Genomic DNA, 23088 nt, shown 5'->3' with positions numbered 1-23088 from the left:
ATTTAATATTTCCTTAGTAACCATACGGGTTAGATTTTTATACTTTTAAATAAAATAATGCGCCAGATGGAGTTTATAGATTATTATAAAGTTTTAGAGATTGATAACAAAGCTACTGCCTCTGATATCAAAAAGGCCTATCGTAAATTAGCCAGGAAATATCATCCTGATCTTAATCCAAACGATGCTGAAGCTAAAAAGAAGTTTCAACAGGTTAATGAGGCCAATGAGGTTTTAAGCGATCAAGAAAAGCGAAAAAAATATGATCAATATGGAAAAGACTGGCAGCATGCTGAACAATTTGAAGAGGCTAAAAAACGGCAGCAGGCACAAGGTAGTCCTTTTGGAAGCTATAGTGGTTCGGATTCAGGCTATTCATATTCAGGCAATTTTGATGACGATACTTTCTCAGATTTTTTTGAAACTATGTTTGGCGGAGCTCAGAGACAACAGGGCCGCGGACACAGACCTCAGTTTAAAGGACAAGACTATAATGCTTCGCTACGGTTAAATTTAACCGATGTATACACCACGCAAAAACAAACCCTAACTATTAATGATAAAAAAATTCGTTTAACGATTCCTGCGGGCGTAGAAAACAGACAAACTATTAAAATAAAAAATCATGGTGCGCCGGGAATTCAAGGAGGTCCTAATGGAGATCTCTACATAACTTTTGAAATTTTAAATACTTCAGATTTTAAACGAGATGGTGCTAATTTATATAAAAATGTTGAACTCAATCTTTTTGATGCGGTTCTGGGGGGCGAGATCATGGTTGAGACTTTTGATGGAAAAGTAAAGCTGCAGCTCAAGCCCGGCACACAGAACTTAACTAAGGTGAAGCTAAAGGGTAAAGGATTTCCAAAATATAAAGAAGAAGGGCAGTTTGGAGACCTTTATATTACCTACACTATCAAAATTCCCGAAAAACTAAGTCCTAAAGAAAAGGAATTGTTTACAACCCTTAAAAATTTAAACTCATGAGAACTACAGAATATATCCTGACCCAAGATTTATGTAACCGGTACAGGGTTGAAACTTCCTTTATCTCCTTATTAATAGAAAAAGAACTTATAGAAGTACATTATGTTGAGGAGCAATATTATTTACATGTGGATCACTTAGGTGATTTTGAGCGTTTACTGCGCCTAAAAACCGAGCTGGGTGTCAATGTCGATGGAATAGAAGTAATACAACATCTGTTAAGTAAAATCGAAAAGCTGCAGCAGGCTAATAGACAATTGAAAAACCGATTGCAGCTTTTTGAATAAGCTTTTATTTAATTTCAAACGTTTCTGAAGCAACAGTAGCTCCATTGGTTATTTGAACTTGATAGGTTCCAACCGGTAAGTAATATTTTTCGTTTTTACGTTTAGTGAGTTCATCATCAGGATACTCTTTTTCATATACCTTTTTACCTTCTTTTGGTATACTTAAATCATACGGTATATACGTAAGACCCCGATCTGCTTTTGTAGTAAACTCGTACAGCTTCTTACCTTCTTTGGTACTAATAGTAACCACAAAATCTTCCGGTTTTTTAGAATAAACTTTCAATAAAGTCTCCGGTGTTTTAGGAGCTAACCATTTACTCCATGAATTACCCCAATTTTTTGAATAGGTAATGTCCGAAATCGGAAAAATATGTAAGGGTTTAGTAAGCGCTTTGGTTAAACCTTGAAGAGGCTCAACATTTGTCCGATAAATGCTTCTTCCGTGAGTTCCTATCAATAAATCATTCGATTTTGACTGAATAACCATATCGTGTACTGCAACTGGTGGGAGTCCTTTTGAAAAAGTCTCCCAAGAGTTACCCCGGTCAAAGCTAACATATGCACCATTATCTGTTCCTACATAAACGACATCTTCGTTCTTAGGGTCTTCAATAATAACATTTACAGGAGACATCGGGATGGAATTCCCTATAACTGTCCACGTTGCCCCACGATCCTCGCTACGATATACATACGGCGTAAAGTCGTCCCAGCGATAACCATTCAAAGTTACATATACTCTATCTTTAGCATGTTGTGAAGCTACTATTCTAGACACCCATAAATCTTTGGGCAAATCTTTTGAGAGTAAGGTCCAGCTACCGCCTGCATTATCACTACGATATACAAAACCATCATCACTCCCTGTATATAAAACACCAAAGTGAAACGGAGATTCGCTAATTGCTGTTAGAGTACCATAGGCTACATTTCCTTTCTTACCGCCACCTGTTAAGTCCTTTGAAATTGCCTGCCAATCTGTTCCCTGATTCATAGATCGCATTAACTTATTACCTCCCAGATATAGGATGTCTTGATTATGAGGAGACAATAGTATCGGAGTCTGCCAGTTAAAACGATATGGAGATTCCCCTAACTCGTGTTTTGGTTGAATATAGGTAGATTCTCCCGTTGCACGATTTAGTCTATAGTAATTACCAAACTGAAATCCCGTATACACGATATCAGCATTACGAGTATCAACTTGCACCTGCATTCCATCACCTCCCATAATACTTTCCCATGGGTAATGACCATTTTGATGCCAAGCTACATCTTCTTCTGCTGTACTGGATCCTACCCATACACCATTATCCTGCAATCCTCCATAAATATTATATGGTTCTTCATTGTCCACTTGTATGGCATAAAACTGTCCAACACTTGGTTGATTTGCTTTTAACCAATTGGACCCATCATCATAGGTAATATTAACACCTCCATCATTCCCGTTAATTAAATGTTTCGGGTTCTCAGGATTTATCCATAATGCATGATGATCGGCATGAACATTCTCTGCGCTTATACTTTCAAATGTCTTTCCTCCATCCTTAGACTTCACTATGGGTACTCCCGAGATATAAATATGCTCCTTGTCTGAAGGATTTACTTGTATTTGGGCAAAGTAATACCCATAACTATAAAAAATATCGTCGAGATAATCCTCATGTGTTTTTTTCCAACTAGTACCTCCATCATCACTGCGGTACACTTCGGCCCCAATTACAGGCGTATCAAATAGTGCTGCATTCGCATTTTCAAGATACTTCGCCAAGTCGATGGGTTTGACGGTCCCACCGCGTACCATATGCTTTACGTTTTCTGCTCTGTATTTTTCCTGAAATCCATTTCGTTTCAGGTACGCATTTAGTTTCTTGTCCTCGATCTCTAAAAAGACCTCCACTGACATCGTTTTAAAGTCTTCTTTAGTCAGGCCCTTGGTGTCTCCCTTATCTTCTTTTACTTTTCTCCGGTTTTGATTGTCATGAACTGCGTACACTGTGTTTTCATCAAAAACAGCTATCCCTATGCGCCCTACACCATCACCCACTGGAAAACCACTCGTTTCTGTGCTAATTTTGGTCCAGGTATCTCCCGCATCGATACTTTTGTAAATCGCAGATCCTTCACCATTTCCTTTAAAATTCCACGCTTTACGATCACGCTGCCAAGTCGAAGCATATTGAATCTTAAAATTTTGAGGAGCTACAGCTACATCAATAATTCCGGTTTTGTCATCAATAAAGAGTGTTTTTTTCCAGGTTTTTCCTCCGTCCACAGTTTTATAAATGCCACGTTCTTCATTAGCAGAATACAAATGGCCTGCAACACCAACAATTACCTCATCAGAATTTTCGGCATTTATCACAATTCTTCCTATATGATGTGAGTCAGTCAGCCCAACATTTTTCCACGTTTTTCCTTTATCCTCGGATTTTAAAATTCCAGTGCCCGCATAGGAAGACCTGGACGCATTGTTTTCTCCTGTACCTACCCAAAGTGTTCCTGATTCCCAATGCACAGCGATGTCACCCACATTAATAGTTTCGGCAGTATCCAAAACAGGTGAAAATGTAGTTCCATTATTATTTGTATACCATAATCCTCCTGAAGCATATCCTACATAAAACTCTGTCGGCTGTTTGGGATTTACTGCAATATCTACTACACGCCCACTCATTACGGAAGGTCCAATGTTCTCAAAAGGGATGTTTTTGACTAATGATGTTTTTTGGAGATTTTGTTTTTGTATAAGTGCTTGTTGCTGATCTTGTGCAGAGGTTGATGGTTGTTGTGCTTGTATAACACCTACAAGTGTCATCAATAGCGTTGCGGTCCAGTTTAGTTTCATGAATGATTTGTTGTGGATAAAGTAAAAAGGATACAAACTACATACCCTCTAAAAATTGGGCTAAGTTGTATCGTATCTTCTCTCAATATCTTAGGTTTGCATAGAATATTCTTAATTTTAGCGTATGAAATTATGTAATGTTAAAATAATGTCAAAATTTTTAGATATTGTTTAACAATACGTATTTATAGAATATAATCTGAGCCTAGTGGATCTAAAAAAAATGAAAGTTATTTTGACTTCCCCTGGCGTATATAAATTAATAGATAATTACTAAAAAAAGAAAATGAAGTACGATCCAATTGATAAGTGTCTATTTATCAAAAACAGAAAAAATTTTATGGCTCAAATGAAGCCTAATAGTATTGCCGTTTTTAACAGTAACGATATATATCCTATCAGTGCTGATAGCACCATGCCTTTTGAGCAGCATCGTGATATCTTTTACCTTAGTGGTGTTGATCAGGAAGAGAGTATTTTACTGCTTTTTCCTGATGCTCCTAAAGAAAAACATCGCGAAATACTGTTCTTAAAAGAAACAAATGATCATATCGCTGTTTGGGAAGGTGAAAAACTTACTAAAGAAATGGCTTTTGAAACTTCAGGTGTAAAAACTGTATACTGGTTACAGGAGTTCGAAAAAGTTTTTTTTGAAATTATGACGCAATGTGAAACCGTCTACGTAAATACCAACGAACATTATCGAGCCAATGTAGAAACCGAAACTCGTGAAGATCGTTTTACAAAATGGTGGAAAGCAAAGTATCCAGCACATGCTGTCGCAAAAAGTAATCCTATTTTACAACGTTTACGCTCTGTAAAAGATCCCATCGAACTAGATCTTATGCAAACTGCGTGTAATATTACTGAAAAGGCTTTTAGACGTGTATTATCCTTTGTAAAGCCCGGAGTGTGGGAATATAATATTCAGGCAGAAATTATGCATGAGTTTTTAAATAATCGCTCTAAAGGTTTTGCGTACACTCCAATTATCGCCAGTGGTAACAACGCAAATGTATTGCATTATGTGCAAAACAATCAGGAATGTAAGCCCGGCGATCTAATACTCATGGACTTTGCGGCAGAGTACGCTAATTATGCGAGTGACTTATCCCGTACTATTCCGGTTTCAGGAAGCTATACAAAGAGACAGAAAGAGGTGTACAATGCAGTGCTACGGGTAAAAAATGAAGCTACTAAATTATTAGTGCCTGGTGCCTACTGGGAGTCGTATCATGAAGAGGTAGGTAAATTAATGACTTCAGAATTATTGGGTCTGGGTCTTTTAGATAAAGCAGACGTACAAAATGAAAATCCAGACTGGCCAGCATATAAAAAATATTTTATGCATGGTACATCTCATCATATAGGATTAGATACTCATGACTACGGTATTCTAACTGAGTCAATACAAGCAAATATGGTGTTTACCGTGGAGCCCGGGATTTATATTCCGGAAGAAGGCTTCGGTATTCGCCTTGAAGATGATGTAGTCGTTCAAGAAAAAGGAGAACCAATCAATTTAATGGAGAACATTCCTATTGAAGCAGAAGAAATTGAAAGTTTAATGAATCAAAAGTAACTGCTTTTTATTTCTATAATTTTAAACCCTTATATCCTAAAAATATAAGGGTTTTTCAAATACTAACTCGGCGGTATATCCGTAAGGCATTTCACGTGAATTTTTATAGCTTCGTTGTTCAATAACACACAACTCAGTATTTATGAAAAAGTTACTCCTCAGCACGTTTATTATTCTGGTAATTTATGCTTGCGCCGAAAAGAAAGAATCGACCTTAGTCGGCACCTGGCAATTAAGCCAAGTTTTAGTAGATCCCGGTAATGGTCAAGGCTCCTTTCAAAAAACAAACCAGGATAAAGTAATTACTTTTCTGGCAGATGGAACGCTAAAGAGTAATACCTCTTACTGTCAAATGAGTAAGGATGCAACCATAGGCACTGCCGGATCGTATTCAATGAACAACTCAAAACTTATGATCACTTGTGACACTACCGAATCAAGTATTAATTTTGAATTAATAGATGGCACGCTTATTTTAGACTATCCAACACAGTGTGTTGAGGCTTGCAAGGAGAAGTATGTGAGGGTAAAGTAATCATTCTAGGCAATTTTACGAAAAGGGATTAACACATAAGTATTATGGCTAAACCACTTTTAGTTTGTTCTCTTAAAGTTTAAGTTTGCAATAAACGAACTAACGTTTTCAAAAAGTTGGTAATAAAATAAATATTATAAAAAAATTATGGTCGGTATTTGGCAAGTGTTTTTATTGATTCTATTAGGTGTAATAGTGTTTTTAATTTACAAGTTTTTCAAAATTTTAATACAAATACGCGACAATCTAAAGAAGGAGAAATAAAATAACTTTTTACATTAGCCCTCTGTAGTCATTTTATTTTTTTATTAAAGGAAGTATTGGGATTAGAAAAAATTTAGAGTCCGCTAGTGGTCACTAATTATTTACTTCCTCCAAAAATAATTAGACTTTTTGTTAAGGAATATCTTAAAAATAACTGTTAATGGCAAAAATTTTAGTCTCAGTTTTCACAACCCACTCATAAGAAAGTAGTTAAACAATTTTAGAGATCACGATATAAAAAAGCCGACCCCTAAGAGTCGGCTTTTCAATTAACACTTGTTCCATTAAGGTTTAAAGAATTACTCTTTTACAATCTTTTCTATGTATTGTGATCCATTCTCTTTATCGATTGCTTTAATTACATAAATACCCTGAGGAAATGATTTCATATCTACTTGCAGAATTGAGCTTCCAAGGTTCATAACCGCTTGTTGTGTATATACTTCTCGTCCTGTTATATCGGTAATCGATATAAGTAAAGAACTTCGGTTTTTTGTGGTAAAGCGAACACTTAGTCTATCAGTCACAGGATTTGGCGAAGCTACAATTTCAACACCTTCTATAGTATCGGCTTCAGTCAATAACTCGCTTTCGTAGTCAGTAGGTTTATCAATACTTCCACTTGCTTTTTGTAACGGAATGGTTTCTCCAGACTCCAAGCATACAATAGCGTCCAAATCATACCCATCTGCAAACCAAGGAAACTTACTGCTATCACTAGTATCAACTATTTTTATAAATTTTGCACTACGCAAACCTCCGTTAGCCAGATCAAAAGTTCCATCCTGACAGGTACTTCCAAGAGATACAAACGTTTCTCCATCTACAGAAGCAAAAACCTCAGCTTCTTCCGGAAAATAATGACAAGGAATGTTATCTCTAAATCCGGTAGATTCATACACCATAAATTCGTCGCTGTCAACATTGTCAAAAATTTCATTGTTTAATTCAATAGTAATAGATCCACCGAATCCTAAACTCACAAAATTAAAATAACGTCGCTCATTAGAGCTACCCAATGCTTTTTGGGCACGACTACGATGATAAGCTACACGGCGTCCATCTTTACGAAGACCTTGATCGAATGCTACCACAGAGCCTCCAATACATTCATTTTCTACTATTGGTGGCGTCAATAAGAATCGGGCAGATACCGGTAAATGATCAGAGGTATTAAAGGCATAGTCATTATCATATACATCATAATGTACAGTGACCGAATTTTCCAGATAACTTTCATCTAGTTCGTTTGTGATAGCGATATGATCGATCATATTTTCTCTGAAAATAAAAGAGCGTAGACCTGCATCGCTGAGAGCTGATGATACAACGGTATAGTTTGAACTATCCTGAATATATCGCTCATAACTTGATATAGTCGAACTAATATCTGCAACCGTCTCATCAACATCATCGTTATAGTCACCTAGCAAAATAACTTTATTAGTACCAAAATTAGCGTCTAAAGAATCCTTCAACACCTCAACATCATATTTCCGCATATCGTAACGTGCCTGAGCATCGGTGCCACTGTTTGCTCGCGCATGTAATGCCACCAAATCAATACGCTCGGTGACTCCGTCAACAGTCACATCAGCAGTCATCAGAAATGGTAAACGACCACTTGCAAAAAATCGGGTGGTTTCATTTGGATAATCAGCTATTGCACTCGCATCACCCCCATTGTATAATGGATGTATTGAAGTAAACATAGCTCGGGTTGATACTACATTTACCGTTTCTGTATTGTAAATAAATCCAACTTTTTGAACATTTGACGTAGAAGATGGATTTGAAAATGCATCCGATAATATAAAATCATATCCCGGCAGCGTGCTTACCAGTTCTGCAAATAGTGCGTCATCTGCAATTTCTTGGACGGCATAAATATCGGCATTTAATTTTTTTAACACTACAGCTGTACTGTCCCGCTGAATAGCATCAGACATAGGGTTGTTTCCTACTGGGGAATTGGCTTCATCTCCAAACCATTCAATATTCCAAGTAACAACGTCAAAAGTTTCCTCTTTCGGAAAACCAATAGTATCGCCTGGAGGAATAAATTCTAAAGCACAAGGCATATCGTCGGCATTACGAGGTAAGAGTTGATAAAATTCTCTGAAACGGCCTACGACTCCTGTAATCTGCGGACACGTAATTGGCTGTACTTTACCTACCAGTGTAGTTACATCATTATCTATACGTAACTCTCCTGTACCACTAGCATCGGTTAACGTAAAGTTGGCGTTTCCAAATAATAAATCTCCCGGATTAGGAAAGCTTGTATTTTGCACCACTACCAATTCTCCCGGATGATTGGCAAGTTCTGATAGTGTGATGGGTAAGGGGGTGATAGGTTGCTGAGGTTCGCCATTGTCAACTACATCAACTACTGAGTCAATCTGCACCTGATCATTAAAAGCAACTCGCGTACCCGTAAGGGTTATTGAGTCACCAACCTGAAATGTATCTCCGGATTGAATCACCTGATCAAATACGGCTATACCCCCCGTAGCGTCTTGAATAAACGCCGGTCCTCTAAAATTATCTGTTGCCGTAAGTACACCTGTAATCGTAACCGGAGTACCGATCGCTGCTGCACGAGCCGCTGCAATAGAAATAATCTCGCCCGGAACTACGATGACGCCTTCATTGGATAGTCCCGGTGTTGGATCCTTGACAACATAGGTTTGGGTATTACGGGGTCCGCCCGTTCCATTTGGCATACGCTGCAGAGACTCTCCATCCTTATTACCATTGCTATTCTCATTCAACTGAGGTGCACCTTCATTTAATAAAGCCAGTAGCTCTACATCATCAGCATCGTCTGTATCATAAACAATGGCATCAATAAGATTTGTAGTTGACAGTGCCGTCCCGTTCGGAAAACTACTAGCGTTATCAAAATATAAAGCTACAGCATCAGCTCCATTCTGAAAGCTATTCCCCGGCACTACTAAGTTTACATTAGCCACATTTGCATTTCCTAAAACAAAATATCCTTCGGCATTTGTAGAAAAACCATCCAGATCAAAGGCATTATAACTTGTATCCCCGTTTCCATTATAATTAACCAATACATAACCATCTAATGCAGTGTTTCCAACCCCACCATCATATAGTTCTATAAACTCTAAGGCATCAGAACCCTGGGTGTCTGCATCGAGCTCATTAATGATGAGCGCGACTTCTTCGGTAGCATTCGTATTTGATGTCCCCGGAGTAGGCACTGCTTGTATATAGGAACTCGTATTTCTCAATCCACCGGAACCATTAGGGAAACGCTGCATAGAATGCATATCCTTGTTACCTTTAGCATCCTCATTAATTTGAGACTCTCCTATAGTAAGGAGTGCCAAAAGCTCCACATCATCCGCATCATTAGTGTCATAAACCAGCGCATCAATAAGATTGGTAGTGGTAATTTCACTTCCGTTCGGAAAATTGGCGGCATCAGCTTTATAAAGCGCTACAGCATCGGCTCCATTTTGAACTCCGTTTCCGGGAAAAGTAATCGTTACATTGTTTACACCCGGGTTTCCTAATACTAAATATCCATTCGCATTGGTCGTAAATCCGGATAAATCGAATGCGGCATAGGATTGATTATTTGACCCGTTATATAAGACAACCGTATATCCATCTAACGCAGTGTTGCCCACACCACCATCATACAATTCAATAAATTCAAGTATATCAGAACCCTCGGTATCCGCATCTACCTCGTTAATCAAAACTACAACTTCTGCAACCTCATCTACAACTTGATTTTCACCACCAGGAGTATTGATAGCTTCTCCCGGTTCTGCATTGGCAAGAGAGAAGCTTGGTAATCCTTGTCCGTCAAAATCATTGCGTGTCCAATCCGAAGTAGCATCGGTGTCCGTTCCATTAGGAAATCTAGAGGCTCCGCTCACGGTGAATGTACTACCATCGAAGGATTGTGATAATGTTACGTTGGTATAATTAACATCGGCGGTTCCACCGTCATTAACTCCCACGGCATCTACTATTTGCTCCCATGGAGTACTGTCGAACACGCCATCATCATTAGTATCTAAATCATCTCCCGGATTTCCTGTAAAATTCTTTACCAAAAGAAGTGAAAGGGTTCCGTTTTCGAACATATTTGCTGCAAAGTCAGTTGTAAAATAACCTAATGCATCTGTGGTTCCCAGTGGAATTACTTCGTCAATCGTTCCCGCTGCATTACTGTCTCCTTCTATCTCCAGTACGGTATACATACTTAGATCTGTAGACGGTCCCGCTAGAATTTCGATAAATTCATCAGTATCCGATCCCGTGTGATTCAGTACAAATTCATTGAGAACCGGATCGATTACCACCGTACCAAAAGTTTGATTCGTATTTACAGCACCGTAGGTATTTGTATCCAACGCTTCCCAAGTGAAATCGGTATAATTTGCTCCATTACCCGAAAGTTGTAACGAACTCCCCACCGCAGTGCTACTTGTTTCTGAAACTACAATATCAACACTTGTAAGTCCCGATGCAGGTCCATCTACTGCTGTAAATACACCCTCATAACTCAAAAACTGGACAACAGTATTCGTATTATCAACTAAAGCAACGCCATCTGGAGCTCCGTTTTGTAGACCGTTGGTGGGTAAAGTTTCGATCACCGTTCCATAACCATTTTGCTGATCTGCAATACTACCTGACAAGACGATGGTGTTGTACATTTGACCATTAGAGCCATTGTATAAAACGAGGCTCCAACCGCTAAGATCTGTATCGGCGGGGGCGGCTATTTCGATAGCTTCGTCAACATCGGTGCCTGAATTGTCGTAGTGAATTTCGTTTATAAAAACGGATTGTGCTGTACTACTCATTGTACAGCATAGGGTAATGCTCACCGCAAGGGTGAAGAGTAATTTAAGATTCATTGTGTGTGTGTTTAAGTATATATTATACCACGGCAATTTAGAAAATCACAATAAATTTGGGTAGGTTTTTAGGTTATGAAACCTTTAAGCAATTAAGATACTGTTTTATTGCTGAAGAATAAGTCATTTTAATGTAACTTTAAGGATACATATACCGGAAAATGATCACTATACCCGCCTTGATAGTTGGGTCCGGCGTAGGTGCGAAAAGGGCTTCCTTTATATCTGCCTTCAAATACTCTAATATACTTTCTGTCAAATATATCAGCATGATCAAAACTATGTTTTCCTCGCTCTAATTTATGGAATGAATGACTTATGATTATCTGATCAAACAAATTCCATTGACTACGATAACTCAAACTACCTCTATACCTAGTGTGTAATTTCATCATTGGATTATAAAGATCTTGTTGAACCAAGTGATTCTTTACACTTTCACTATTGGGGTCGTCATTAAAATCACCCATGACGACAATTTTAGCTTCCGCATCATGTGCTTGAATTTGTGCTATAAGCTCTCTGTTTTTCTGAGCTGCTATAATTCTTTTATACGCAGTGTTTTCAGCCCCATCTCGGCGAGACGGCCAATGATTCACAAGAACATGAATTTTTTCTTCATTCAAAAATCCTTCAACATGTAAGATGTCACGAGTATAATCCCTTATTCCCGGTTCATTATCAACGAGTACTGTGACTGTTTTGGAGGTTGTGACCTTAAAGTGATCTTTCTGATATAATAAGGCAACATCAATGCCTCGTTCATCCGGAGAATTATAATGAACAATACCATATTGATGAGACACCATTTTTTTAGTTGCTACCAAGTCTAGCAACACCTTTTTGTTTTCGACCTCAGCAACACCAACGAGAATCGGTGGTTTAGAGCTTTTAGATGTCCCAATCTTTGTAATAACCGAACTTAGCTTGTACAATTTCTTTTCATAACGCTTGCGGTTCCATCTGCGTTCTGAATGTGGAAGAAAATCGTCATCCAATGTTTTGAGATCATCCTCTGTATCAAACAGATTTTCGAGGTTATAAAAAGATAGTGTGTAAAGTGAATCGCTTTTATTTGAACGAAATAATGGTAAATCCATGTAGGAAGAAATTATAAGAAACTCCTAAAGTACAAATTCAAACCCAGACAATGTTGTACCTTTGATAACTAATTACGCACTTATACGTGCAAGTAGATTAAAGCAAAATCGATGCTAGAAAAAAAAGACTTTGAGTACGAGAAAGCCATACTTATTGGTATCGTTACAAAACATCAAAACGAAGAAAAACTTAACGAATTCTTAGATGAATTAGAGTTCCTTACCTATACCGCCGGTGGAGAAGTGGTCAAACGCTTTACTCAAAAAATGGATATGCCCAATTCTAAAACTTTTATCGGTACCGGTAAAATGGAAGAGGTGCAAGCCTATGTTGAGCAACATGATATTGGCACTGTAGTTTTCGATGATGAGTTAACACCCGCACAACAACGTAACATAGAGCGTATTTTAAAATCGAAAATAATTGATCGTACGAATTTAATTCTTGATATTTTTGCGCAACGTGCGCAGACAAGCTATGCGAGAACTCAGGTAGAGCTTGCTCAATATCAATATTTACTGCCTCGACTTACCGGGATGTGGACACATTTGGAACGTCAGCGTGGGGGTATCGGAATGCGCGGTCCAGGTGAGACAGAGATCGAAACTGACCGCCGTATTGTGCGCGATCGCATCTCCTTATTAAAGAAAAAAATGCTAACCATCGATAAACAGATGGCTACACAGCGAGGTAATCGTGGTCAATTGGTACGCGTTGCCTTAGTGGGATATACAAATGTTGGTAAATCAACCTTAATGAACGTCATTGCTAAGAGCGACGTTTTTGCTGAAAATAAACTGTTTGCTACGCTGGATACCACCGTACGAAAAGTAGTCATTGGGAACCTTCCGTTTTTATTGAGTGATACTGTTGGGTTTATAAGAAAGTTACCTACCCAGTTAGTTGAGAGTTTTAAGAGTACGTTGGATGAGGTTAGAGAGGCAGATTTGTTGCTTCATGTCGTAGACATATCTCATCCTCAATTTGAGGATCATATTGCTTCTGTAAATAAGATTCTGGAAGAGATTGAAAGTTTGGATAAACCAACAATTATGGTGTTTAACAAGATTGACGCGTATTCCCACGAAACTATCGAGGCAGATGACCTTACTACAGTTCGTACCAAAGCACATTATACGCTTGATGAGTGGCGCGATACCTGGATGAGTAAGATAGGAGATAATGCTTTGTTTATTTCGGCAATTAATAAAGAAAATATGGATGAATTTAGAAAACGAGTATATCAGGAGGTTCGGGAAATTCATGTAACCCGTTTTCCATACAATAATTTTCTATATCCGGAATTTATGGAACAAGAGGGAGAGATGTAATTTAAAAGGTATAGGTTAGACCAAAACCAAGGATCTCTCTGATCTGAAAGCCTCTGGTTGCATTATCATCATAAATTGCTTGAAAAGCCAATGTAGTGGAGATATACTTGTTTACTTTGAGTTGAAGGTTCATAGTATAATCAATATCGATGTTATAAGCTTCTTCAATATAGTTAGAATATAAGTTAAGAATATTTTCTAATGAAATATTCTTCATGATGGTAAATTTAGCATACATGGAGATAGATCCTCCAAATTCAAATCGTGAGGTCTCTCCCTTATCTAAGCCAAAATAATCGCCATCCTCATACTCCTCACCATCAGTAAATTGATTGTCCACAAAAATCATTCTTGCCGTTATCGGCGCCATGTTTACATATAATAAATCACTTTTTTTCCATAAAATACCCGGTCCTGTTTGTATATAAGCAGGTGAGAAAAAACGTGTTTCTTCTATTCGTATTTCTTCTTCTGTGTCTGGAATTTTTACAAACCTAAACCCTTTATCAAACTGTGATTTAAAATTGATAAAATATGAATAATACCAATTAGTAGTTTTAATTTTTTTACTCAAAACTGAGTTTAACTCCATCCTATCATTTGTCTTACGGGTAAACTTTTTGTCCTTTATTTTTGTAAGTCCATAATCGGCTAAAAAACGATTATTCAATGTGAGACTACCTTGTCGGTAATTGAATTCAAATTTGATAGTCACATTGCCCGCTACGTTAGTAGTACCACCTCCTTGCCAATTATTATTAAAAGCTGCCTGATTGATTAAAGTTGCTACTTTTCCTTGGGTCTTCCAGCCATCAAGAGAATCCTTTTCAACATTCTTTTGTTGAGAATATGAGGCTATACTGCATACGATGCTTATGATGTAAAGAAGATAATTTCTCATACTTCACTATTAATTCTATTTCAAAAATGCAAATATAAAGAGTGTGTAGGGTTTATAACGGTTATGGGGTGATTTTATTAGGTTTAGTCGAAGAAAAAGCCTCCTAAAATAGGAGGCAAATTGAGAATACTTTGTAAAACTTTTTTTCTAGAAACCGTAGTTAACTCCTAATCCAAAAACCTCACGTATTTGAAAACCTTTAACAGCATTATCATCGTAAATCGCTTGAAATGTAATGTTTGCTGACATGAATTTATTAATCGTCATTGCTATATTAGCGGTATAATCAATATCTACGTTTTGAGGATCTTCTAAATAATTAGCATATAAATTTAAGATGTTCTCCATCGATACGTTTTTAACCAAATTGAATTTAGCATACCCATTAACTGCTGCACCAAACTCAAATCTGGTAGATTCATTGGCATCCACCCCAAAATAATCCCCATCAACATACCCCGGAGTACTAGTAAAGGCATCATCTACGAAAATTAATCTGGCTGTAGCAGGAGCAAAATTAACCTTAAAGTTATCGCTCTTTTTCCATAACAGACCTGGTCCCGCTTGCAAGTAACCCGGCGATAAAAAATGTGTGGTTTCGACACGAGCTTCTTGGGTACCCACAACAACTCCATTTTCAAGTACATCTTCCTCAAAATACTCATATCCTGAGTCAAATTGTGTTCTAAAGTTTAGAAAGAATGAATAAAACCAATTTGATTCTTTAATTTGTTTTCCAACAATTGAGTTTAACTCTAACCGATCATTTGTCTTACGCGTGAATTCCTGACCTTTTAACTTGGTAAGACCATAATCTGCCAACACTTTATTATCCCATGTTACATCACCCTTACGGTAATTAATATCGTAACTCAATGACAAGTTACCAGCGATATTAGAGGTTCCTCCACCCTGCCACTCCGCATTAAATGCGGATTGATTAAAAAGAAGACTTATTGTACCCGAATCACTCCATCCATCTTTTGGCGTTTCTTCTTGAGTTTCTTCTTGAGCATACATAAGCGTTGCACTCACTAGCAAAGCTAAGGTGATTAATGTTTTTTTCATCTTACTAATAATTTAAAATAGTTTTAAGTAGTGTTCATAGCGTGATATGCTATGAAGCGGTTCACTTCTATTTGGTTTATGTTTGCGTAAAGATACTAATGCCGCAATATTCATAATACAGTTTAAGAAGTCTATAGGGATTTTTTCGATGAATGCTGTGGTTATTCGACAAACGGCTTAGGTCTGTTTGTAAAGAGGTACCGAAGAACAAGCCTCACCATAGCGTAAGCTTTTGACCAACGGTTGTAAATTTTGAATCGCCATAGTATATGCATTTGGCGGTACCGGCTTATTTGAACACCCTTTTATAATTACATATTTATCTTGAAAAGGCGTATAGTCCAGATGGCTCAAAATATCATGATAAAGATAGGTCTCGAGCATTTCTAGCGTGCCTACAACCACCTCACTGGCGTAAGGCGCTAGTTGGCTTGTCAATAAAAGATAGGCCCAGCCCGGAATAATGGCGTCTGTAGAGCATGTGAGGGCTACATATGTGTTCTTATATTGTGTCCAATCGTGATTGGCTATATGTGCTCTAAAATCATTTTCTTTTAAAATAAGTCCCTGATATAACCAGTCTTTTATATCTAACAATATCCGTGAACCTGTTGGATAATAATCCTCCAAGTCAAAAGTTACAAGCTTTTGATTCTGTGCCACTCTATTGACAATTTCTTCTTTCATACCTTCAACTTCCAACAATCGTACTTATTTTGAGTAGTTACTGTATTAACCTTTCAAAGGTTTTATAACATCCCCAATTCTAACTTTGCTTCTTCACTCATTAAATCTTGCGACCAAGTTGGTTCAAAAGTCAATTCTACCTCAACGTCATTGACAGCATTAAGAGATTTGACTTTTTCTCGAACTTCTTCAGGTAACGATTCTGCAACCGGACAGTTCGGTGAAGTAAGTGTCATCAAAATTTTTACATCATAGTCTTCATTTACAAAAACATCATAAATAAGTCCCAGTTCATATATATCAACAGGGATTTCCGGATCATAGATAGTCTTGATAACTTTTACAATCTTTTCTCCCAGTTCGTTAGTATCTATTGTTACTTCGCTCATAATCTGTAATATTAATTTAATTGAGTTTGGTATGCTACTGCATATAATTTGAGTTGCTTTATCATACTTACCAAACCGTTAGCCCGAGTCGGAGATAAATGTTCCTTCAATCCGATTTCATCAATAAACTGGGTGTCTGCATCGATAATATCCTGCGGATGCTGATTCGAAAATGCCCGAATTAAAATCGCTATAATTCCTTTAGTTATAATAGCGTCGCTATCGGCTGTAAAAGCAATTTGATCATTTTTCATCTCTGCATGTACCCAAACTTTACTTTGACACCCTTTAATTATATTGTCATCTGTTTTATATTTATCTTCAATCAACGGAAGTGATTTGCCTAATTCGATCATATATTCATATCGTTGCATCCAATCATCAAACATACTGAACTCGTCTACGATTTCTTCTTGAATTTCCTTTATAGACATAAATTTAATTTTTTACAAAAGTACAACATCTATTATTCCTTTTCAACACTTTCTGCCAATGAGAGTATGTGTTTTACTAATGGTTCTATTTGTTTAGGAGGTTCTCCATGATCGAAACTTGTCGATGTATAAATACTGTCTTCTGTACTGATTTTTAGTTGTGCATGTGCAGCACCATCAAACAATCGTTTTCCGGTAGGAGCCTCCAGCGTATGAATCTCTTTAATTTTAATAGTATTTAAGAGACTCTGAACCTTTTCCCAGGCTTGTTTAGAGCAGGGTTTTGAATCTGTCTCTTTTCGATTTCTGTCGTGGCTTGTTGTTATAGTCTCCTGCGTAATTATAGCCGCCAGATAAAAGCCTCTCGAGGTAGCCTCGTATTCGATAGTTATGGGTTGTTGCACTGATAAGTTTTTTGGTTTTATGGTTTTAGTTTTACTAAGTACTTTACTCAACCTATACCTAAGTGAAGAACCATCAGCAGGCGGGTTATCTATGGCGGTTACCTCCACTTCAATTTCATATGAAAACCCTTCTTCGAATTCAAATCCTTCAATCTTGTCATAAAACAACGTCCAATCATCATCCGGGTTTTCTTTAATTAACATACATTGTTGTGATCCAACACCGGTACAATCGACAAGATGATCCGCAATAAGAATACGTTTTGTCTCTTTGCAGGAAGCAAAAAACAAGGTAAGTAGTACAACACTGATAAGCTTTTTCATTATCATTAATTTTTAAATCAAATTACAAAAAAAGTCGTCACACGGACGTCTTTTTATCTTAATTATCTTGGAATTCTTTATATTGAGTAAATGCAGAACGATAACTGTCTGGGTCAAATAAAACTCTCATTCTATTTTTCTGGTCTGGGGTATTAATATACATATAGCGACAATTTATATAATTCATTGTCATGTCATTTACACCATAATATTATGTTGGATAACTTGGATAGCCATCGTTTGGAATGTTGGAAACAGGTGTATCGGATACATAATCATCTATACTACATCCACCCTTACCGAAAATGTGTCGCAAGTTCAACCATTGTCCTACTTCGTGCGTTGCTGTTCTACCTTTGTCAAATGGAGCACTTATAAACCTTTAAAATCCGGAATATTACTGAGAAACCACCACTTTATATGTAGGAGTACTACCTTCAGAAAATTGTTCATAACCCAAAATTCTGTCCCCTAATATTAAAGGCCCAAGGTTTTTGGTTTTTGCTTGTATTAATCGAATTTATTCCTTCTTCTCGTGAACGTTTCGTTCGATCGCTTGTGTCTCATGAACGTCTGTTACTTTGCTTAGGTGTTATTTGCGTCTAAATGAACTAATCATCTATATCTGCCGTGAAGTTTGAAAACTCATTAGGCACTAATGAATTGTCACTCTTAGTTTAGATAAAGTCTCTTTTTTAAGACATCGATTTTGGATTGAATCTTAGTGATTCTACTATTTAGTTGATTTGTTCTGTAAAGTAAATGTGCAATGACAGGAATGGCAACTATCTCATTAACGATCTATATATCTGAGTTTGTCTGTAAATGATTTAGTTTACATCTCGACATCAGACGAAGTTCTTGATGTCGTCGTATCTTCTTTTAGTTGCTTTTCAAGGATTTCGCTGACATAATATTTTCTTTTTGAAGCCAAAACTTCTTCAACATTAACAATGTTTGATTCATCAAAAGATTGCTCCTCTTTTTCACAAGAGGTGGTCAACATAAAACCAAGTGTTAAAACAAAAAGCATTTGTCTTTTCACAGTGTAAAATATTTGAGCTTAGGTTGTAATTAGTCCTAAAGTAGGATAATTTATTTAACTAAACATTCAAATATTGACACAAAATGAATTGTAGCGTGTAATTTATTTTATTCCCTTTTTTAGGTTACGGAACTAACGTAACATGTCGGCCGCTTTTTTGACTGAAGTCACTAGAATGTCAATTTCTTCCTTGGTATTATAGAACGAAAAAGAAGCACGTACTGTTCCGGGGATTTTATAAAAATCCATTATAGGTTGGGCACAATGGTGCCCAGTACGTACTGCAACCCCTAATTTATCAACAATAGAACCAATATCGTAAGGGTGTATCCCTTCTATATTAAAGGAAATTACAGAAGTTTTGTTTACTGAAGTGCCATAAATCTTAAGCCCGTCAATTTGTAAGAGTTGTTGCGTACCATAGTCAAGCAGTTCTTTCTCATAGGAAGCTATAGCATCAAACCCAATAGTATTCATATAGTCTAAAGCAGTCCCAAAAGCTATAACTCCACAAATATTGGGGGTTCCTGCTTCAAATTTATGTGGTAGACCTGCATAGGTAGTTTTTTCGAATGTTACCTGATCAATCATCTCTCCACCTCCTTGATATGGTGGTAGCTTATTAAGCCATGCTTCTTTCCCGTATAATAAACCTACTCCTGTGGGTCCGCAAAGCTTATGAGCAGAAGCAACATAGAAGTCAGCATCCAAAGCTTGTACATCTGGTTTAAAATGTGGGCAAGATTGAGCTCCGTCAATCAAAACAGCAGCTCCTACATCATGTGCCTTATTAATGATATATTCGATAGGATTTATTGTTCCCAACGCGTTTGAAATATGATTTACAAAAACAAGCTTGGTTTTTTTAGAAAGTAACTGGTCATAGCGCTCCATGAGTAGTTCTCCCTCTTGATTCATCGGGATTACTTTCAAAACAGCACCAGTTCGCTCGCAGAGCATCTGCCAAGGCACAATATTAGAATGATGCTCTAAGGCAGAAACAATAATTTCATCACCTTCAGAAAGTAGTGCAGTAAATCCTGTAGCAACTATATTAATGCTGTGTGTGGTTCCAGAAGTTAAAATGATTTCGTGAGCGTGCTCGGCATTGAAGTGCTTTTGAATCTTTTTTCTGGCTATCTCATAGGCATCGGTTGCTTCCTGAGATAAACTGTGCACTCCTCTATGTATATTGGCGTTATAATTACTGTAGTAGTCAACAATTGTATCAATAACAACCTGAGGCGTTTGAGAAGTGGCAGCATTATCAAAATATACTAGAGGTTTCCCGTTTACTTGACGTTTAAGGATTGGAAAATCTTCTCTTATTTTCTGTACATTTAGCATAGCAATTTTCTTTGTGCAAAAATACTAAGTATTTCTTAGTACGGTTGTGTAAATACTAAATGATTTAAGTCTCACTTATGAAACGACGACAAATTATATTTCTTACCATAGTTAGCGCGCTTATCGGACTGATTGCTCTAGGGTTTATCAATTATCAAAAGCTCACTATCCTTTCAGGATATTCAGCAAAAAACACCTGTTCATCGGTGTTTCTGGCTAATAGATCGCTAGAATTCACCGATGCACACGATAATAATTTTGCTCCTGTTAACCTTGCCTACGATCAAATCGATACCACGCAAAAAAGTGCCGAGGCTTCTGTATTTGGTTTGATGAAAAGAACCGCCTTGTATCGCGAAGGTTTAGGCAGTGTTTTAGTCGATGACAGTTATGCAAAGACTCCTTTTAATCTCAGGCCCAATAGAGCTAAAATCAGTAAAGTTCTCCCTTACCCTTATGGGAATTTACCACAAAAAGATACAGTTTTTAGAAATGTCGATTACAAGAAAATAGCAAGGCTGGTTAATCATATTATTAAACAAGATTCATTAACAACTACCCGTGCTATATTAGTCCTGTACAAGGATCAAATCATAGCAGAACATTACGCCGAGGGGTATCGTACAACATCAAAATTTCTCGGCTGGTCGATGACAAAAAGTATTCTGGCTACCCTAATCGGGATTCGCCAGTTTGAAGGGAATCTCGACATTATGGATACCGCTCCTGTAGAGCAATGGAATCAAGATGATCGAAAAAATATTACTATTCATAACCTATTGCAAATGAACAGTGGATTAGCATGGGATGAGGATTACGGTAGTATTTCTGATGTTACCCGTATGTTGTTTATAGCTCGGGATATGACCACTATCCAAGCAGATAAAAAACTCTTACACGCTCCCGGTTCTTATTGGAATTACTCCTCTGGGACTACAAATTTGTTATCAGGAATCTTACGAAAGCAATTCAGAACTACTCAAGAGTACTTGGACTATCCTTATAAAGTACTTATTGATAGAATAGGTATGCACAGTATGGTGCTCGAGGCAGATATGGAAGGTAACTATGTTGGCTCCTCTTATGCCTGGGCTACTGCTAGAGATTGGGCTAAATTTGGTCTTCTCTACCTGCATGAAGGTAACTGGAATGGAGATCAAATTTTTGACACTGACTGGGTAGCTTATGTCACGACTTCAGCAAATGACTCGAATGGTGTGTATGGTGGTCATTTTTGGTTGCACGACCCTGAGATATTACCTGACGTACCATCGGATATTTATTCTGCCAATGGATATCAAGGACAACGCATCTTTATTATACCCTCAAAGGAACTTGTTATTGCACGTTTTGGCTTAAGTGGAGATTTTGATTTTAATAATTTTATAGTCGATATAGTAGGTGCTATACACTAGCTATAAAACCAAAAGAGATGCCTGTTCAAGGCATCTCTTTCAAATGTAATATTATTTATTTTTATTATAAAGCCAATGATGCTCTAGCACCACCTGCTTCTAATACAGCACGCATACGTAACTTTTGACCGTTAGTAAACATATACATACACGCATCATTCGTATAGTCCATATAGTTCATTGTCATATCGTTGGATTTACAGTGCTTCGTTGGATACGCAGGACAACCGTAATTAGATCGGTCAGAAGCTGGCGTATCATTTACGAAGTCGTCTTGTCTACATCTTCCATCACCCCAAATATGTCTAAGGTTTAAGTAATGTCCAACTTCATGCGTAGCCGTTCTTCCAAGATCAAAAGGTGCAGATACATAGCCTTGCGTTCCAAAGTATGGCGCAGCTATCACTACTCCATCTGTAGAAGCACTCCCTCCAGGGAATTGAGCATACCCTAAAATTCCACCTCCTATATTACAAATCCATATATTAAGATAATTTGCTGGATCTATCGGGTCAACTCCACCTTGACTTGATTTTTTCATATCGTCCCGTGTTCCCCATTCTGCTCTCGTTGAAAATTTTCTGGTGATTCCAGTCAAGGAAAATTGAATTTGAGTATCAGCAGCATTTCCTGTAAATTCAGAAGGAACTAAACTAGCATCCCCATTTGTCATTCTAAAATCTTTATTTAAAACTGCAATTTGAGAATTTATTTGTGCATCACTAATGTTTTCCTGACTGTTATTGTATATCACATGAACGTATACAGGAATTGTTACAACTGGAAAATTAGATGCAGGTTCATCACCACCTCCACTATTAGGAGGTCTTTTGGCCTGTATAAAACTTTTTGTGCGTGCTTCGATATTTTCTAAAGTCAAAGCCAATTTGGGGTTCTGTTCTAGCTGAGACGCCAAGTTTTCTGCTGCAAAACATTTTCTGGTTTTCCCTTGCTGCTCTCCATTATCAAGGATAATGGCTTGATCAACTGACTCTTGAGTAACCACTACTTCGTCTTTTGAGCAAGAAATCAAAATCGTTGAGAGTGCCGCAACACTTAAAATAAAATTTTTCATAAAAATATTGAGTTTGTTTTCTGTGTTAAAAATAGTTAAAAATAGTTAAAAAAAGATATATAAATAACATATGACATTATTTAACACAGGATATTATTAAATCTTCAAGAAATTGTTGCGTATTTCTAAGCTTTAGGTGCTTTAAATTTTC

19 protein-coding genes are annotated in these 23088 nt (G+C 37.3%); 6 read left to right on the top strand and 13 right to left on the bottom strand.

Annotated features, from left to right (window positions below; all coding sequences use genetic code 11):
- The first annotated feature begins 66 nt into the window (after positions 1-66).
- Together ACJRPK_RS02325 and ACJRPK_RS02320 are read left to right on the top strand one after the other, a co-directional pair.
- The gene (locus ACJRPK_RS02325; RefSeq protein ID WP_407138256.1) at positions 67-987 is read left to right on the top strand and encodes a DnaJ C-terminal domain-containing protein; all 921 of its coding nucleotides are present in this window, start codon (positions 67-69) and stop codon (positions 985-987) included.
- Positions 984-1274: a chaperone modulator CbpM gene (locus ACJRPK_RS02320; RefSeq protein WP_148780997.1), complete on the top strand. Its 291-nt coding sequence runs from the start codon at positions 984-986 to the stop codon at positions 1272-1274. The genes ACJRPK_RS02325 and ACJRPK_RS02320 overlap by 4 nt, the downstream gene beginning before the upstream one ends.
- 4 nt (positions 1275-1278) lie before the next feature.
- Here the strand turns inward: ACJRPK_RS02320 and ACJRPK_RS02315 are convergent, their stop codons facing one another.
- Complete coding sequence (locus tag ACJRPK_RS02315; protein ID WP_407138255.1) at positions 1279-4128, bottom strand: VPS10 domain-containing protein; 2850 nt, start codon at positions 4126-4128, stop codon at positions 1279-1281.
- 286 nt (positions 4129-4414) lie between these two features.
- On the opposite strand from ACJRPK_RS02315, the gene ACJRPK_RS02310 reads away from it, so the two are divergent.
- Entirely contained in the window at positions 4415-5710 is a 1296-nt protein-coding gene (locus ACJRPK_RS02310) for an aminopeptidase P family protein (RefSeq protein ID WP_407138254.1), read from the top strand.
- A gap of 142 nt (positions 5711-5852) precedes the next feature.
- A complete protein-coding gene (locus ACJRPK_RS02305) occupies positions 5853-6245 on the top strand; it encodes a lipocalin family protein (protein ID WP_407138253.1) in 393 nt (130 codons plus the stop codon).
- A gap of 563 nt (positions 6246-6808) precedes the next feature.
- On the opposite strand, the gene ACJRPK_RS02300 is transcribed toward ACJRPK_RS02305, so the two are convergent.
- Together ACJRPK_RS02300 and ACJRPK_RS02295 are read right to left on the bottom strand one after the other, a co-directional pair.
- Positions 6809-11416, bottom strand: a complete 4608-nt coding sequence (locus ACJRPK_RS02300) for a DUF5689 domain-containing protein (protein WP_407138252.1) — start codon at positions 11414-11416, stop codon at positions 6809-6811.
- 128 nt (positions 11417-11544) lie between these two features.
- The gene (locus ACJRPK_RS02295; RefSeq protein WP_407138251.1) at positions 11545-12516 is read right to left on the bottom strand and encodes an endonuclease; all 972 of its coding nucleotides are present in this window, start codon (positions 12514-12516) and stop codon (positions 11545-11547) included.
- 111 nt (positions 12517-12627) lie between these two features.
- Between ACJRPK_RS02295 and hflX the strand changes: the two genes are divergently transcribed.
- Entirely contained in the window at positions 12628-13848 is a 1221-nt protein-coding gene (hflX, locus tag ACJRPK_RS02290; protein WP_407138250.1) for a GTPase HflX, read from the top strand.
- Between the two features lies 1 nt (position 13849).
- Here the strand turns inward: hflX and ACJRPK_RS02285 are convergent, their stop codons facing one another.
- From ACJRPK_RS02285 to ACJRPK_RS02245, 9 genes are all read right to left on the bottom strand, one after another.
- Positions 13850-14749: a DUF3078 domain-containing protein gene (locus ACJRPK_RS02285; protein ID WP_407138249.1), complete on the bottom strand. Its 900-nt coding sequence runs from the start codon at positions 14747-14749 to the stop codon at positions 13850-13852.
- Positions 14750-14896: 147 nt separating this feature from the next.
- Positions 14897-15817, bottom strand: coding sequence for a DUF3078 domain-containing protein (locus tag ACJRPK_RS02280; RefSeq protein ID WP_407138248.1), 921 nt, complete (start codon positions 15815-15817; stop codon positions 14897-14899).
- A 177-nt stretch (positions 15818-15994) separates the two neighbouring features.
- The gene (locus tag ACJRPK_RS02275; protein WP_407138811.1) at positions 15995-16504 is read right to left on the bottom strand and encodes a DUF2480 family protein; all 510 of its coding nucleotides are present in this window, start codon (positions 16502-16504) and stop codon (positions 15995-15997) included.
- A gap of 62 nt (positions 16505-16566) precedes the next feature.
- Positions 16567-16893 carry a DUF59 domain-containing protein gene (locus ACJRPK_RS02270; RefSeq protein ID WP_407138247.1) on the bottom strand — a complete coding sequence of 109 codons (327 nt, stop codon included), beginning with the start codon at positions 16891-16893 and terminating at the stop codon, positions 16567-16569.
- A gap of 11 nt (positions 16894-16904) precedes the next feature.
- Positions 16905-17327, bottom strand: coding sequence for a SufE family protein (locus ACJRPK_RS02265; RefSeq protein WP_407138246.1), 423 nt, complete (start codon positions 17325-17327; stop codon positions 16905-16907).
- 32 nt (positions 17328-17359) lie between these two features.
- On the bottom strand, positions 17360-18055 hold the full coding sequence (locus ACJRPK_RS02260) for a DUF4377 domain-containing protein (protein WP_407138245.1): 696 nt from the start codon (positions 18053-18055) through the stop codon (positions 17360-17362).
- A gap of 211 nt (positions 18056-18266) precedes the next feature.
- The gene (locus ACJRPK_RS02255; RefSeq protein WP_407138809.1) at positions 18267-18431 is read right to left on the bottom strand and encodes a M43 family zinc metalloprotease; all 165 of its coding nucleotides are present in this window, start codon (positions 18429-18431) and stop codon (positions 18267-18269) included.
- A 459-nt stretch (positions 18432-18890) separates the two neighbouring features.
- On the bottom strand, positions 18891-19100 hold the full coding sequence (locus ACJRPK_RS02250) for a hypothetical protein (protein WP_407138244.1): 210 nt from the start codon (positions 19098-19100) through the stop codon (positions 18891-18893).
- 132 nt (positions 19101-19232) lie between these two features.
- The gene (locus ACJRPK_RS02245) at positions 19233-20447 is read right to left on the bottom strand and encodes an aminotransferase class V-fold PLP-dependent enzyme (RefSeq protein ID WP_407138243.1); all 1215 of its coding nucleotides are present in this window, start codon (positions 20445-20447) and stop codon (positions 19233-19235) included.
- Positions 20448-20524: 77 nt separating this feature from the next.
- Between ACJRPK_RS02245 and ACJRPK_RS02240 the strand changes: the two genes are divergently transcribed.
- Entirely contained in the window at positions 20525-21862 is a 1338-nt protein-coding gene (locus ACJRPK_RS02240) for a serine hydrolase domain-containing protein (RefSeq protein ID WP_407138242.1), read from the top strand.
- Positions 21863-21926: 64 nt separating this feature from the next.
- On the opposite strand, the gene ACJRPK_RS02235 is transcribed toward ACJRPK_RS02240, so the two are convergent.
- A complete protein-coding gene (locus ACJRPK_RS02235) occupies positions 21927-22937 on the bottom strand; it encodes a zinc metalloprotease (protein ID WP_407138241.1) in 1011 nt (336 codons plus the stop codon).
- Positions 22938-23088 lie beyond the last annotated feature (151 nt).

This window comes from Aquimarina sp. 2-A2, assembly GCF_045505135.1.
Lineage (GTDB): Bacteria > Bacteroidota > Bacteroidia > Flavobacteriales > Flavobacteriaceae > Aquimarina > Aquimarina intermedia.
Note: the sequence above shows the minus strand (reverse complement) of the source record. Positions and strands in the feature narration are given on the sequence as shown.

What these genes read in the sequence shown, in the direction of transcription:
- ACJRPK_RS02325 (WP_407138256.1), top strand. Translation starts at nt 67, where the DNA reads ATGGAGTTTATAGATTATTATAAAGTTTTAGAGATTGATAACAAAGCT.
- ACJRPK_RS02320 (WP_148780997.1), top strand. Translation starts at nt 984, where the DNA reads ATGAGAACTACAGAATATATCCTGACCCAAGATTTATGTAACCGGTAC.
- ACJRPK_RS02315 (WP_407138255.1), bottom strand. Translation starts at nt 4,128, where the DNA reads ATGAAACTAAACTGGACCGCAACGCTATTGATGACACTTGTAGGTGTT.
- ACJRPK_RS02310 (WP_407138254.1), top strand. Translation starts at nt 4,415, where the DNA reads ATGAAGTACGATCCAATTGATAAGTGTCTATTTATCAAAAACAGAAAA.
- ACJRPK_RS02305 (WP_407138253.1), top strand. Translation starts at nt 5,853, where the DNA reads ATGAAAAAGTTACTCCTCAGCACGTTTATTATTCTGGTAATTTATGCT.
- ACJRPK_RS02300 (WP_407138252.1), bottom strand. Translation starts at nt 11,416, where the DNA reads ATGAATCTTAAATTACTCTTCACCCTTGCGGTGAGCATTACCCTATGC.
- ACJRPK_RS02295 (WP_407138251.1), bottom strand. Translation starts at nt 12,516, where the DNA reads ATGGATTTACCATTATTTCGTTCAAATAAAAGCGATTCACTTTACACA.
- hflX (WP_407138250.1), top strand. Translation starts at nt 12,628, where the DNA reads ATGCTAGAAAAAAAAGACTTTGAGTACGAGAAAGCCATACTTATTGGT.
- ACJRPK_RS02285 (WP_407138249.1), bottom strand. Translation starts at nt 14,749, where the DNA reads ATGAGAAATTATCTTCTTTACATCATAAGCATCGTATGCAGTATAGCC.
- ACJRPK_RS02280 (WP_407138248.1), bottom strand. Translation starts at nt 15,817, where the DNA reads ATGAAAAAAACATTAATCACCTTAGCTTTGCTAGTGAGTGCAACGCTT.
- ACJRPK_RS02275 (WP_407138811.1), bottom strand. Translation starts at nt 16,504, where the DNA reads ATGAAAGAAGAAATTGTCAATAGAGTGGCACAGAATCAAAAGCTTGTA.
- ACJRPK_RS02270 (WP_407138247.1), bottom strand. Translation starts at nt 16,893, where the DNA reads ATGAGCGAAGTAACAATAGATACTAACGAACTGGGAGAAAAGATTGTA.
- ACJRPK_RS02265 (WP_407138246.1), bottom strand. Translation starts at nt 17,327, where the DNA reads ATGTCTATAAAGGAAATTCAAGAAGAAATCGTAGACGAGTTCAGTATG.
- ACJRPK_RS02260 (WP_407138245.1), bottom strand. Translation starts at nt 18,055, where the DNA reads ATGAAAAAGCTTATCAGTGTTGTACTACTTACCTTGTTTTTTGCTTCC.
- ACJRPK_RS02245 (WP_407138243.1), bottom strand. Translation starts at nt 20,447, where the DNA reads ATGCTAAATGTACAGAAAATAAGAGAAGATTTTCCAATCCTTAAACGT.
- ACJRPK_RS02240 (WP_407138242.1), top strand. Translation starts at nt 20,525, where the DNA reads ATGAAACGACGACAAATTATATTTCTTACCATAGTTAGCGCGCTTATC.
- ACJRPK_RS02235 (WP_407138241.1), bottom strand. Translation starts at nt 22,937, where the DNA reads ATGAAAAATTTTATTTTAAGTGTTGCGGCACTCTCAACGATTTTGATT.